The sequence below is a fragment of the Plantactinospora solaniradicis genome, assembly GCF_042658085.1.
Taxonomy (GTDB): Bacteria; Actinomycetota; Actinomycetes; order Mycobacteriales; family Micromonosporaceae; genus Plantactinospora; species Plantactinospora solaniradicis.
The window spans coordinates 254,562-266,401 of sequence record NZ_JBHSPR010000020.1; the positions used below are offsets into that span (position 1 = coordinate 254,562).

An 11,840-nucleotide genomic window follows, 5' to 3' on the forward strand; every position below is an offset into this window, starting at 1 on the left:
AGCTCTACCAGCGCAGGGCGGTGGGGGCGGCGGGTGGGACGGCGGGGTGGGCCGGCGGGACCGGCGCGACGGGGGCGTACGGGTCGCCGAGCGGGGGGCGGGGGTCCGGTTCACCCCGGTTCGGCCAGTACGACAGGGCGCGCTCCGCCTGGGCCGCGATGGTCAGCGAGGGGTTCACCCCGAGGTTGGCCGAGACCGCCGCCCCGTCCACGACGTGCAGTCCCGGGTGCCCGAAGACCCGGTGGTACGCGTCGATCACTCCGTCCGCCGGTGTGGCACCGATCACCGCGCCGCCGAGGAGGTGGGCCGTCACCGGCACGTTGAAGGGGTCGGTCACCGAGCCGCCGGGGATGCCGCCGATCCGCTCGGCGAGCAGTCGGACCGCCCGGTTGCCGGCCGGGATCCAGGTCGGGTTGGCCGCTCCGTGCCCGGGACCGGTGGCCAGCCGGCGCCAGCCGAACCGGCTCCGGCGGTAGTGCACGGTCATCGAGTTGTCCAGCGACTGCATGACCAGCGCGATCACGGTGCGCCGGGACCAGTCCCGGACCGACAGCAGTGGCAGGTAGGTCAGCGGGCGTCGGCCCAGGATGCCCAGCCAACGCCGGATCCGGTGCGGCCCGCCGTCGACCAGCGCCGACTGGAGCAGTCCCATCAGGTTGGCGCCGTGCCCGTACCGGACCGGTTCGATGTGGGTCACCGGGTCGGGATGGAACGAACTGGTGATCGCCACCCCGTCGGAGTAGTCGACGCCGTCGCGGCGGGCGGTGCGCAGCGGCACCGTGGCGCCGAGGATCGCCTCGGAGTTGGTCCGGGTCAGCGCGCCGAGCCGGGGCGAGAGGTGGGGCAGCGCGCCGGTGGCCCGCATCCGGTGCAGCAGCCGCTGGGTCTGGAGCGCGCCGGCCGCCAGGACCACCTGCCCGGCGCGGATCCGCTGCCGGTGCCGCGGTGACCACGCGCCGGTGCGTACCGTCTCGATCTGGTAGCCGGTGCCGGACGGCGCGGGCCGGATCGACGTGGCGGTGGTCAGCGGGCGTACCTCGACGCCCAGTCGTTCGGCCAGCCAGAGGTAGTTCTTGACCAGGCTGTTCTTGGCCCCGTACCGGCAGCCGGTCATGCACGCGCCACAGTGCAGGCATCCGGTGCGCTCCGGCCCGACGCCACCGAAGTAGGGATCGGCGACCCGCTCTCCCGGCTCGCCGAGGTACACCCCGACCGGGGTGGCGTGGAAGGTGTGCCCGACCCCCATCCGGTCGGCGACCGCCCGCATCGCCCGGTCCGCCGAGGTCTGTCTCGGGTACGTCGTCACGCCGAGCATCCGCTTCGCCTGGTCGTAGTGCGGGGCCAGTTCGGTGCGCCAGTCGGCGATGTCCCGCCACTGTGGATCGGCGTAGAACGCGGGCAGCGGCTCGTAGAGGGTGTTCGCGTAGACCAGGGAGCCACCGCCGACACCCGCTCCGGAGAGCACCAGCACCTTCGCGGGAGGCGTACCGGCGCTGCCGCCGGCTGCGGAGGATCCGGCTTTGTCCCGCCGTCCGGTTTTGTCCCGCCGTCCGGCGGCGCGGAGCAGGGTGATGCGTTGGATTCCGTAGCATCCGAGCGCCGGTGCCCAGAGGAAGCGGCGGATCCGCCAGGAGGTCTCCGGCAGTTCGTGGTCGGCGAACCGCCGCCCCGCCTCCAGCACGCCGACCGAATAACCCTTCTCGGCGAGGCGGAGCGCCGCGACGCTGCCGCCGAAGCCGGACCCGATGACGACCACATCGAAGTCGAGGTCGGGGTCCGACCCGGCGGGCGGTTCCGGCTCACGGCCGGCGCTGTGCCCCATGCCGGTCATCATTACCGACCGGTAGCTATCGCGCCAGGGCGGGATTGCGCCATCATTCCTGCTGCCGTGACGCTCCGGCGGTGCAACGTCGGCGCCCCACGGATGCGTCTTGACATAGGGCGGTCCTGGCAGACCGCCCGGGGCAAAGGGGAAGTGGGACGCGTGGCAGACAGCGGGGAAACGGGAAGACCCAATCGGCGGCGGATCGGCCTGCTCGCCGCGATCGTCGCGGTCGCGGTGCTGCTGGGCGGCACGGCGTACGCCGCGAACCGGTTCTGGGGTACCGGCGGGGGAAGTGATCCGGCAGCCCGGCCGAGTGACCCGGCCACGCCGTCCGCCACCCCGATCCCGACGCCGAGTCCGACGCCGGAACCCGGCGCCGACATCACCGGTCCGCTCAACCTGCTGCTGGTCGGTGTCGACACCCGGATCAGCAAGCCGGACTGGGAGCCGCACTCCGACGCGGTGCTGATCCTGCACGTCACGAAGGAACTGGACCGGGCCTACCTGTTCGCGCTCCCCCGCGACCTGGTGGTCGACATCCCGAAGTTCCCGAAGGCGAACTTTCCCGGCGAGCGCACCAAGCTGACCCACGCGATGAGCTACGGCAGCCGGGTGCCCGGAAAGAACAAGCGTCCGAGCACCTCCCAGGGCTTCGAACTGCTCTCCGCCACGGTCAGCAAATACACCGGGATCAAGAGGTTCGACGCGGGCGCGGTGCTCACCTTCGGCGGCTTCGACAACCTGGTCGACGCGCTCGGCGGCGTGGACCTGTACGTCGACCAGAAGGTGGTCTCGCAGCATCGGCGCCCGGACGGCAAGCTCCGGACGTTGCGGGGTGGTGGCTACACCGGGCCGCAGATGACCTACGAGAAGGGCCGGCGGAAGCTGTCCGGCTGGCAGGCGCTGGACTACGCCCGGCAGCGCTACACCGCCGGGGGCGCGTACACCCGGCAGCGGCACCACCAGCAACTGATCAAGGCCATCATGCAGAAGATCCTCAGCCAGGACCTGGCCCGGGACCAAGCCAAGTTGGAGCAGGTGGTCCGGACCCTCGGCGACGCGCTGACCTTCCAGGGCCGGGGTCGCGACATCATCGAATTCGGGTACGCCCTCAGCCGGCTCCGGCCGGAGGCGATGACCCTTGTCGCGTTGCCCGGCTCCGGGGTGGGCAGCGGCAGCGGCTATCGGGGCGAGCAACTCACGTCGGTGGGCAAGAAGTTCATCTCCGAGCTGCGCGCCGGCCGGGCCGAGGCGTACCTCAGGGCCAACCCGAAACTCGTGATCAAGAGTTGACCGAGGCGGACGATCCGGCCGTGACCGGCCGGCCAGTAGGGATCAGCGACCGGATCTGGAGGTGGGACCGGGACGTGCCGTTGCGCTGGCTGCTGGTCGACGAGGACACCGGCGGCCGGAACGGCCCCGACGTCGTCCTCGGGGCCTGCGCGCACCTCGACGGCCTGTTCGTCGATCCCGTGCCGGCGCGGGAACCCGAGCGCTACACCCTGCTCGGCTGCGAGCCGGCGGGGCGGCTGCGGGCGGCGCTGGACCGGATCGGCACCGACGCGGCCCGGCTGGGCAATGTCGTGCTCGATCCGGTGCACGGCCCGGGGCGGCCGGACCCGGGATGTCAGCGCTACGGCACCGGATGCTCCTGCTCGGAAGAGCTTCTCGACCTGGTGGTGCTCGATTCCCAACCGTCGACGCTGGGTCCGGGACTCGTCGACATCGACCTGTGGGGGCACATCCAGGTCATCGACGGAGACCGCCCGCCCGCCGCCCGTCCCCCGGACGCGGACGGCTTCCGCCTCAGCGGCTCGCACGACGACGAGCCGCTGGGCGGTTGTCGGCAGACCGGCGGGGTGTTCCGGGAGCGGCCCGTTCCGGCCGTACCTCCGGTGACCCTGGTCGGCTGCCGGCCCGAACCGCCGCTGCGGACGGCGTTGGAGCCGCTGCCGGACGGTCCCGTGACGCGGCGGGCCGCCGCCCGGCGTCGGGTCCGGGCCGCGCTGTACGCGGTCGACGGCAACGGCGTCGCCGTGTCGATCCCCTTCGACGGGTTGGCCGGCACCGTCACCGGATCCCGTCCCTCCGAACTGGACGGGGCTCTCGTCGACATCACCCTGGACGGCGGGTTCTCCAAACCGCTGCCCAGCGGCGCCGAGGAGATCTGGCGACGGTGGTACGACGGCCGGCCCCGCGTGCCCAACCTCTGGGCCGGGTACGACCGGGAGGTCCGGCACCAGTGGTCCGGTGCCGCCCTGGCACATCACCGGGACGGGCGCCCGGACCGACGGGCCGGGCGGACGTACCACCTCGACGGCCGGTACGTCACCGACGTGGAGGGCTTCTACTGCGCCGTCGGCGAGGCGGTCAACGGCCCGGGTGGGTATTTTGGCTGGAACCTGGACGCGCTGGACGACTGCCTGCGCGGCGGGTGGGGCGCGGCGACTCCGTTCCGGCTCGTCTGGCACGACGCGGACGTGGCGCGGCAGTATCTCGTCCCCGGCTACGACCGGTGGCGCCTCCACCCGGCCGTCACCCTGGATTACCTGCTGGGGATGTTCCGGGAGCACGGCGTGAGCGTCGAACTGCGCTGAGCTTCGGCACGCCACCGAGCAATATGCCCGTTAGGCAGTATGCCTACGAGGCATTTTATGACCGTCAGGCGTCATCGCCAGCGGCATTACTCTGGCTGTCCCACATATGTTCCGCGCTGCGGCACGGTGTAGACGAGACCGCGGTCACGGAGCAACGCGACGGCTCGGCGGGCGGTGCCGCGAGCGACGCCGAATTCCTGGACGATCGCGGCCTCGCTCGGAATCGGCCGGTGTGGAACAAGGTCGCCCTTGGCAATCCGCCCGGCCAGTACGTCCGCCACCTGCTGGTAGACCGGCACCGGGCCGTCTGGATCGATCATGAATGAGAACGCTAGATGACCAGATACAAGACTGATCCTTTGAGTACGTCTCTAGACGTACATGCTTGTACACATCTACGATCGTCCGTGATTGCCGTTCAGGCGGGCCGGCTCACTCGGCGGCGAGGAGTGTCGATGCGCAGGCGTGTGTCGTACAACGAGTACCTGTCGGCCGTCGCGCTGAGGCTGGCCGGACGGCATCGGCCGATCTGGTCATGGACCAGGTGGCGCCGGATCTGTCGGTGCGGCTCAGACCTACCTTGTCGAACGCGGCGCCTGGTCCCGATAAACCGGGGTCACTGGCCTGGGGGAAAACCGTGAGTGGCAACGGAATTGTCAAGTCCGTTCCGATCGCTGGTCCTGGTCGCCGTCGTCTGGCCCGGTCCAGACCTGGCGCGGGGCGTAGCCGTCGCGGCGAAGCCAGTGCTCGGTGTAGACGATCCGGTCGGCGTCCACCACCACGAGTGGCCCGGCAGGTGGATCGTCCAGGCTCCGGGACCGTTCGACGTGGTCGGACTGCCAGCGGTAGGCCGGCCAGTAGTGGGCGAAGTCCGGGTCCCCGGGAGTGAGGATCCGGGCCCGGCCGAAGAGTTGTGCGCCCCTACTGCTGGCCTGGCCGACCAGCGGAGCGAAGACGCCGATCGAGACCCGGGGATCGGCGGCGATGTTGCGCATCTTCGGCGACGCCGCCGACGCGGTGAACAGGACCGCGAAGTCGAGGTGGAAGTAGCGGACCGGGGTGGCGAGCGGGCCGTCCGGCCCGGTCGTCGCCAGCACGCACATGTTCTGCGACGACAGCAGGTTGGCGATGCGTTCTTCCAGAAGCGCGCGATCAAGTCGCTTCTTCGGCGCCGGTCCGGCCAGCCAGGGGTTCGTCACGGGCATGATCCATCCTTGCAGCCCTGGGTCGACACCACCGACGGTGGGCCGGTCAGGGGACGGATGGCGCCCTGGTGCCGGAGAGCCAGGCGTCGAAGAGCGGACGCAACGACCGTCCGGAGATCCGTTCGGCGTGACTGACCAGGTCGGCCGTACTCGCGTTGCCGTTGCGCTTCTCCGCGGTCCAGGTCTTCAGGATCCGGAAGAACGTCTCGTCGCCGACCGCCCGCCGCAGCGCGTGCACGGCCAGCGCACCGCGCTTGTAGACCGCCCGGCTGAAGATCTCCGACCGGCCGGGATCCAACGCCGGCTTGGCCCAGTCGGTGGCCGCGTACTCCCGCTCGAAGGTCGCCTGCGCGGACGGGCCGCCGTCGTGCTCCTCCCAGAGCCACTCGGCGTAACTGGCAAACCCCTCGTTGAGCCAGAGGTCGCGCCAACTCCGGATCGAGACGCTGTCGCCGAACCACTGGTGGGCCAACTCGTGGGCCACCACGGTCGTGTCGGGGCCGGTGGTGAAGAAGGCCGGCCCGTACACCGGGCGGGACTGGGTCTCCAGGGCGTACCCGATCCGGTTGTCGGCGACCGCGATGCCGCCGTACGACTCGAACGGGTACGGCCCGAACCGGGTGGCCAGGAAGTCGGCGATCTCGCCGGTACGGTCCAGCGACTTCTCGGCCGGACCGCCCGGCGGCAGGCTCGACGCGATCGCGGTGACCAGTGGCTTGCCGTCGTGCGTACCGGTACGCACCCGGTACCGGCCGATCACCAGCGTGGTCAGGTAACTGGCCATCGGAGACCGCTCGGCCCAGCGCCAGGTGGTCCAGCCGGCCGACGTCTCGGTACCGCCGGACACCCCGTTGCTCAGCGCGGCCAGGCCGTCCGGGACGGTCACCTCGATCTCGTACGTCGCCTTGTCCAGCGGATGGTCGTTGACCGGGTACCAGGTGCTCGCCGACTCGGGCTGACCGAGCGCGATCGCACCGTCCCCGGTGGCGAGCAGGCCGCCTTCGCCCAGGTCCGGGCTGTTGATCGGGGTCGGCTTCCCGGCGTACTCGATCCGGACCCGGAACCGCTTGCCCCTGCCCAGGCCGGCGGAGGGGGTGATCACCAACTCGTCGTCGGCACGGGCGTGCGGGACCACGGCGCCGTCGATCCGTACCCGCGAGACGGTCAGGCCGAAGAGGTCGAGGTTGAACCGGGACAGGTTCTCGGTCGCGGTGGCCTCGATGGTGGCGTCGCCGGTCAGTTCGTCGGTCGCCGGGTCGTACCGCACCTGGAGGCGGTAGCTCGCGACGTCGTAGCCGCCGTTGCCGTAGGTCGGGAAGTACAGGTCCCCGACCCCCGGTGCGCCTGGCCGGAAGCCCTCCGGGTCCCGGTCGTCCCGGCGAGTGCCGGTGCAGCCGCCGGCCGACACCGCCAGCAGCACCGCCACCAGCGTGCCGGCCAGCGCCGGACGTCCCGTTCTGATCATCATCCGCTCTCTGGGTCGGCGGCTCACCGGTCGAGGACGAGCCCGACCTTCTGGAACTCCTTCAGGTCCCGGTAGCCACACTTCGCCATCGCCCGGCGCAGCCCGCCGAAGAGGTTGAGCTGCCCCTCCGGGTCGTCCGCCGGTCCGTACAGGAGTTGCTCCATCGAGCCGAGCGCCTCGTTGGCCACCCCGTACGCCCCGCGCGGCAGGTTCGGGTGACTGGCGGCGGGATGCCACCACGCGCCCCCGGCCGGCGCCTCGGCACAGAGCGACAGCGGCTCGCCGAGCATCACCGCGTCGGCTCCGCAGCCCAGCGCCTTGGCGATGTCGCCGGACGTCTGGAGGTCACCGTCGGCGATCAGGTGCACGTACCGGCCACCGGTCTCGTCGAGGTAGTCCCGGCGGGCCGCGGCGGCGTCGGCGATCGCGGTGGCCATCGGCACCCGGATCCCGAGCACGGACTCGGTGGTCGACCACTCGTCGCCGCCGAGCCCCACGATCACCCCGGCCGCCCCGGTCCGCATCAGGTGCAGCGCGGTCTTGTAGTCGGTGCAGCCACCGGCGACGACCGGCAGGTCGAGGTCGGCGATGAACTCCTTGAGGTTGAGCGGCTCGTCGGTGGTGGAGACGTGCTCGGCGGAGACGATCGTGCCCTGGATCACCAGGATGTCGACGCCCGCGTCGAGGATCACCGGAGCCAGCGTCAGCGTGTGCTGCGGGGAGACCCGGACGGCGACCGTGCCGCCGCCCTCGCGCATCTGCCGGACGCGCTCGGCGATCAACTCCGGCCGGATCGGCTCGGCGTACACCTCCTGGAGCCGGCGGGTGGCGGCGGTCCCCTCGTCCAGCCGGGACAGCTCCTCCAGGATCTTGGCCGGGTCCTCGTAACGGGTCCACAGGCCCTCGACGTTCAGCACCCCGAGCCCGCCGAGCTGGCCGAGGGTGACCGCCGACTGCGGGCTCATGGTGGCGTCCGAGGGGTGCCCGACGCAGGGGATCCGGAACGGGTACGCGTCGAGCTGCCAGGCCGTGGAGACGTCGTCGACGTCCCGGGTACGCCGGCTCGGCACGATCGCGATGTCGTCCAGGTGGTAGCCGCGCTGTGCGGTCTTGCCCAGCCCGATCTCGACCACGTCACGCATGGGTCACTCCAGAGTAGAAGGGGGTTGGCGGGAGGAGGCGGTGACCGTCAGCGGGTGTGGTAGTTCGGTGCCTCGACCGTCATCTGGATGTCGTGCGGGTGGCTCTCCTTCAGCCCGGCCGCCGTGATCCGGATGAGCTGGCCACGGCGGTGCAGCTCCGGCACGGTCTCCGCGCCGACGTACCCCATTGCCAGCCGCAGTCCACCGATGAGCTGGTGGGCCACCCGGGCCAGCGGGCCACGGTAAGGTACCTGACCCTCGACGCCCTCGGGAACCAGCTTCTCCTCGTTGGTGACGTCGTCCTGGAAGTACCGGTCCTTGGAGTACGAGCGGGCCTGGCCGCGCGACTGCATCGCGCCCAGCGAGCCCATCCCCCGGTACGCCTTGTACTGCTTGCCGTTGATGAACAGCAGCTCCCCCGGGCTCTCCTCGGAACCCGCCAGCAGGCTGCCGAGCATCACCGTGTCGGCACCCGCCACCAGCGCCTTGGCGATGTCGCCCGAGTACTGGATGCCACCGTCGGCGATCACCGGCACTCCGGCGGGACGACAGGCCCGGGCCGCCTCCATGATCGCGGTGATCTGGGGCACGCCGACCCCGGCGACGATCCGGGTGGTGCAGATCGCACCGGGCCCGACGCCGATCTTGACCGCGTCGGCACCGGCCTCGACCAGTGCCCGCGCCCCGGCGTACGTCGCCACGTTGCCGCCGATGACGTCGACAGTGGTGTCCTTCTTGAGCCGGCCGACCATGTCGAGCACGGCCCGCTGGTGCCCGTGGGCGGTGTCCACGACCAGCACGTCCACCCCGGCGTCGACCAGGGCGCGGGCCCGCTTGTAGGCGTCCTCGCCGACGCCCACCGCGGCGGCGACCCGCAGCCGGCCGGCGTCGTCCTTGGTGGCGTTCGGGTACTGCTCGCTCTTGGCGAAGTCCTTGACCGTGATCAGGCCCCGCAGCCGGCCGCTCGGGTCGACGATCGGCAGCTTCTCCACCTTGTGCCGGCGGAGCAGCCCGATCGCCTCCTCCTTGCTGACCCCGACCTGAGCGGTGATCAACGGCATCGGGGTCATGATCTGGCGTACCGGGGTGGCCCCGTCGGTGACGAACCGCATGTCCCGGTTGGTCACGATGCCCACCAGCGTGCCCTCGGCGTCGGTGACCGGCACGCCGGAGATCCGGTAGCGCCCGCAGAGCGCGTCCACGTCCCGCAGGGTGTCGTCCGGGCCACAGGTGATGGGGTTGGTGACCATGCCGGCCTCGGAGCGCTTGACCAGGTCGACCTGGAGCGCCTGGTCCTCGATCGAGAGGTTGCGGTGCAGCACCCCGATGCCGCCCTGCCGGGCCATCGCAATGGCCATCCGGGCCTCGGTCACCGTGTCCATCGGGCTGGAAACCAGCGGGATCGAGAGGTTGACGTTCCGGCTCAGCCGGGTGATGGTATTCACCCGGCTCGGAATGATCTCGGACTCACCGGGTTGCAGCAGCACGTCGTCGAAGGTCAACCCGAGCGGCACCACCCGGGCCGAGCCCGCCGGCATTTCGGGCAGGTGCCCGGCGAGCTGGTCGGTCTCGGCGCCCAGCGGTAGGTCGTTGGTGGGTCGGTTCTCCACGATGTGTCCCCTGCTGCTGAAGTTGTCGTCGGTTGGCATCCCTGGCCGAGGCGAAGGCGTCGGCGCTCGAGCTGGTTGGACGGGCTGGTCGCCACCGTGGGCGCGTCAACGGCTCGCCCCCGCCGGGGCGCGATGGTTCATCGTACCCAGTACGCCGGCCCGGCGTCCGACGGCGCGGGCGGGCCGGGCGGTCCAGGCCACAACGGGTGACCACGGCGGCCGGTGTTGGGACTACGGTGGAGGGGTGCACGAGGAGCCGATCGACCCGTTCAACGGAGACCCCGCCGATCCCTCCGCCAGCCTTGACGACCCGGGCGAGGAGGCCGAACTCGACCCGCTCAGCGAGGTCGAGCGACAGGACGTGCTCGAAGACCTCGCTGACCTGGAAATCTACCAGGCACTACTCGGCCCGGTCGGGGTACGCGGCCTCGTCATCGAGTGCGAGGACTGCCGCGAACCACACTATTTCGACTGGGATCTGCTCCGGGGCAACCTGCGGCACCTGCTCAACTCCGGCCGCCCCCGGGTGCACGAGCCGGCGTACGACCCCGACCCGGATCACTACGTCACCTGGGAGTACGCCCGGGGCTACGCCGACGGGGTGCACGACACCCTGACCGAGACCGCCGACGAGGACGAGGGCGAGCGCGAGGGCGGGAGCACCGCCGAACGCTGATCCGGCCGTACCCGGTCGTCCGTCGCGGTGATCGGCCGGGCGGTCAGGCCACCAGCCCGGCCCGGAAGCCCGCCGCCACGGCGTGCGCCCGGTCCCGGGCCCCCAGCTTGCGGAACAACCGGCGGGCGTGGGTCTTCACGGTGTCCTCGGAGACGAAGAGTTCTCGTCCGATCTCCGCGTTGCTCTTGCCGTCGGCCATTCCGACCAGCACCTGCATCTCGCGCTCGGTCAGCACCGGGCGGCGGGCGGGTACGGCGCGTCCGGGTTCGGACCGTTTCCCGGCCGGGCGAGGATCGCCACCCGGCACCTCCGGGCCGGTGCCGCCGGGCGTCGCCGGGCTGGCGGCACCGCGTGCCCCCGGTCCCTGGCCCTGGGCGTCCGACGGACCGGAGCCACCCGGAGTCCCCGGGTCGGTCGAGGTGTCCGGATCGTCACCGCGTTGCGCCGGCACGACCGCCGGTCCGGCCGGCTGGTCGCTGGCCGTGCCGCCGGCGACGCCGCGCGAGCCCGGGTCGTCCGGTCGGCCGGTACCCGCGGACGCCTCCTCCGACGACGGTCGTCCCAGCGTCGACCCCGCACCCGCGCCGGCCGGGCTGGGCCCGCCGCCGGGTCCGGTCGGCGCCCGCACCGCACTGCCCAGGCGCTGGCCGCTCGCCGGCTGGGTGCCGGGTTCGCCGAGTTCCCCGGCCCGGCCCGGCCCGACCGGGCCGCCGCCGGCCAGCGTTCCACCGCCGGCCAGGCTGCCCCCGCCCCGGCTGGCCCGGCCGGCGGCCCCGAGCAGCAGGATCGCCTTCGCCACCACGCTGACCAGATCGTGGTCGCCGCCCTGGATCAGCCCTCGGGCACCGGCGGCGATGGTCGCCGCGGCCACCCCGGGATCCTCCGCGCCGAGCAGCAGGATCGCCGCGCCCGGTGATCTGGCCAGCACCCGTCGGGTGAACCCGACGCTGTCCGGGCGGGTGAGCGCGGTGTCGGCGAGCACGACGTCCGCCGGCCGCTCGGCGAGCCGGAGCATGGCCTCGGGATCGGACACCGCGGTACGGACTGCGGCGGCCAATCCGAGCCGGGCTGCCGCGGCCGCGACGTTCTGCGCCGCGAGCGGCGTCCGGACGCAGACAAGAACGGTACGCACGGTGGTCTCCTCTCCGAAACGAGCAGACCACGGCGGTGAATGATCATGATGAGTTTCCACGGATGAACCACAAACTTTTTGGACGATTCGCCCCACCGATCGAGTTTCCCGCAATAACTCACCCATGAAGTACGTGTGAGCCGTCGACACCCGGGGTACCGGACCCGAAGGTCGGATCGGTGCGCCTG

10 protein-coding genes are annotated in these 11,840 nt (G+C 71.5%); 3 read left to right on the forward strand and 7 right to left on the reverse strand.

Features of this window, described 5'->3' with window-relative positions; genetic code table 11:
* Positions 1 to 4: 4 nt before the first annotated feature.
* Positions 5 to 1,822 carry an FAD-dependent oxidoreductase gene (locus tag ACFP2T_RS25490; protein WP_377425611.1) on the reverse strand — a complete coding sequence of 606 codons (1,818 nt, stop codon included), beginning with the start codon at positions 1,820 to 1,822 and terminating at the stop codon, positions 5 to 7.
* 162 nt (positions 1,823 to 1,984) lie between these two features.
* Here ACFP2T_RS25490 and ACFP2T_RS25495 point away from each other — a divergent pair, with 162 nt between their 5' ends.
* Together ACFP2T_RS25495 and ACFP2T_RS25500 are read left to right on the forward strand one after the other, a co-directional pair.
* Positions 1,985 to 3,118 (forward strand): LCP family protein, encoded by a 1,134-nt coding sequence (locus ACFP2T_RS25495; RefSeq protein ID WP_377425613.1) that lies wholly within the window; start codon positions 1,985 to 1,987, stop codon positions 3,116 to 3,118.
* 20 nt (positions 3,119 to 3,138) lie between these two features.
* Entirely contained in the window at positions 3,139 to 4,422 is a 1,284-nt protein-coding gene (locus ACFP2T_RS25500; protein ID WP_377425616.1) for a barstar family protein, read from the forward strand.
* Positions 4,423 to 4,508: 86 nt separating this feature from the next.
* Here ACFP2T_RS25500 and ACFP2T_RS25505 read toward each other — a convergent pair whose 3' ends face one another.
* From ACFP2T_RS25505 to guaB, 5 genes are all read right to left on the reverse strand, one after another.
* Positions 4,509 to 4,742 carry a GntR family transcriptional regulator gene (locus ACFP2T_RS25505; RefSeq protein ID WP_377425618.1) on the reverse strand — a complete coding sequence of 78 codons (234 nt, stop codon included), beginning with the start codon at positions 4,740 to 4,742 and terminating at the stop codon, positions 4,509 to 4,511.
* A 336-nt stretch (positions 4,743 to 5,078) separates the two neighbouring features.
* The gene (locus ACFP2T_RS25510) at positions 5,079 to 5,627 is read right to left on the reverse strand and encodes a pyridoxamine 5'-phosphate oxidase family protein (protein WP_377425620.1); all 549 of its coding nucleotides are present in this window, start codon (positions 5,625 to 5,627) and stop codon (positions 5,079 to 5,081) included.
* 46 nt (positions 5,628 to 5,673) lie between these two features.
* Entirely contained in the window at positions 5,674 to 7,092 is a 1,419-nt protein-coding gene (locus ACFP2T_RS25515; RefSeq protein ID WP_377426196.1) for a M1 family metallopeptidase, read from the reverse strand.
* A 23-nt stretch (positions 7,093 to 7,115) separates the two neighbouring features.
* Positions 7,116 to 8,234, reverse strand: a complete 1,119-nt coding sequence (locus ACFP2T_RS25520) for a GuaB3 family IMP dehydrogenase-related protein (protein ID WP_377425621.1) — start codon at positions 8,232 to 8,234, stop codon at positions 7,116 to 7,118.
* A 47-nt stretch (positions 8,235 to 8,281) separates the two neighbouring features.
* Positions 8,282 to 9,844: an IMP dehydrogenase gene (gene guaB / locus ACFP2T_RS25525; RefSeq protein ID WP_377426197.1), complete on the reverse strand. Its 1,563-nt coding sequence runs from the start codon at positions 9,842 to 9,844 to the stop codon at positions 8,282 to 8,284.
* Positions 9,845 to 10,088: 244 nt separating this feature from the next.
* Between guaB and ACFP2T_RS25530 the strand changes: the two genes are divergently transcribed.
* Positions 10,089 to 10,520 carry a DUF5319 domain-containing protein gene (locus ACFP2T_RS25530; protein ID WP_377425622.1) on the forward strand — a complete coding sequence of 144 codons (432 nt, stop codon included), beginning with the start codon at positions 10,089 to 10,091 and terminating at the stop codon, positions 10,518 to 10,520.
* 43 nt (positions 10,521 to 10,563) lie between these two features.
* Here the strand turns inward: ACFP2T_RS25530 and ACFP2T_RS25535 are convergent, their stop codons facing one another.
* Positions 10,564 to 11,535, reverse strand: a complete 972-nt coding sequence (locus tag ACFP2T_RS25535; protein ID WP_465264271.1) for a response regulator transcription factor — start codon at positions 11,533 to 11,535, stop codon at positions 10,564 to 10,566.
* Positions 11,536 to 11,840 lie beyond the last annotated feature (305 nt).

Bases quoted from the DNA above. Each gene is read 5' to 3' on its own strand.
- ACFP2T_RS25490 (WP_377425611.1), bottom strand. From the start codon at position 1,822: ATGGGGCACAGCGCCGGCCGTGAGCCGGAACCGCCCGCCGGGTCGGAC.
- ACFP2T_RS25505 (WP_377425618.1), bottom strand. From the start codon at position 4,742: ATGATCGATCCAGACGGCCCGGTGCCGGTCTACCAGCAGGTGGCGGAC.
- ACFP2T_RS25510 (WP_377425620.1), bottom strand. From the start codon at position 5,627: ATGCCCGTGACGAACCCCTGGCTGGCCGGACCGGCGCCGAAGAAGCGA.
- ACFP2T_RS25515 (WP_377426196.1), bottom strand. From the start codon at position 7,092: ATGATCAGAACGGGACGTCCGGCGCTGGCCGGCACGCTGGTGGCGGTG.
- ACFP2T_RS25520 (WP_377425621.1), bottom strand. From the start codon at position 8,234: ATGCGTGACGTGGTCGAGATCGGGCTGGGCAAGACCGCACAGCGCGGC.
- ACFP2T_RS25535 (WP_465264271.1), bottom strand. From the start codon at position 11,535: ATGCTCCGGCTCGCCGAGCGGCCGGCGGACGTCGTGCTCGCCGACACC.